This is a genomic window from Blautia sp. Sow4_E7 (assembly GCF_052116245.1).
Taxonomy (GTDB): Bacteria; Bacillota; Clostridia; order Lachnospirales; family Lachnospiraceae; genus Blautia_A.
The window spans coordinates 1-498 of record NZ_JBQKLL010000142.1; the positions used below are offsets into that span (position 1 = coordinate 1).

General features: G+C 52.6%; 1 tRNA gene and 2 rRNA genes. All 3 read right to left on the reverse strand.

Annotated features, from left to right (window positions below):
• Nucleotides 1–27 precede the first annotated feature (27 nt).
• Nucleotides 28–100 (reverse strand) — tRNA-Ala (locus tag ACTQ50_RS19760).
• 3 nt (nucleotides 101–103) lie between these two features.
• Nucleotides 104–221: ribosomal RNA gene (gene rrf / locus ACTQ50_RS19765) — 5S ribosomal RNA — on the reverse strand.
• A gap of 74 nt (nucleotides 222–295) precedes the next feature.
• Nucleotides 296–498: ribosomal RNA gene (locus tag ACTQ50_RS19770) — 16S ribosomal RNA — on the reverse strand; the annotation flags it as partial.

The window sequence follows — 498 nt, forward strand, 5'->3', positions numbered from 1 at the left end:
GCCCATTTTGAAATCTTTCGATTTCAGTGGAGATGAAGAGATTCGAACTCTCGACCCCCTGCTTGCAAGGCAGGTGCTCTCCCAACTGAGCTACATCCCCATAATCTGGCGCCCACCTGCTCTCCCACATCGTCTCCAATGCAGTACCATCGGCCTCCCCGGTCTTAACCGTCGTGTTCGGGATGGGAACGGGTGTTTCCCCGGGGCGCATCGACACCAGAAATATGATATTTAGTTGTTATCTCCTTGATAACTCAACAGTAAAACACATTTCGATTTTCTACTTCTTCCTTAGAAAGGAGGTGATCCAGCCGCACCTTCCGATACGGCTACCTTGTTACGACTTCACCCCAGTCATCGGTCCCGCCTTCGGCAGCTCCTTCCTTACGGTTAGGTCACTGACTTCGGGCGTTACTGACTCCCATGGTGTGACGGGCGGTGTGTACAAGACCCGGGAACGTATTCACCGCGGCATTCTGATCCGCGATTACTAGCGAT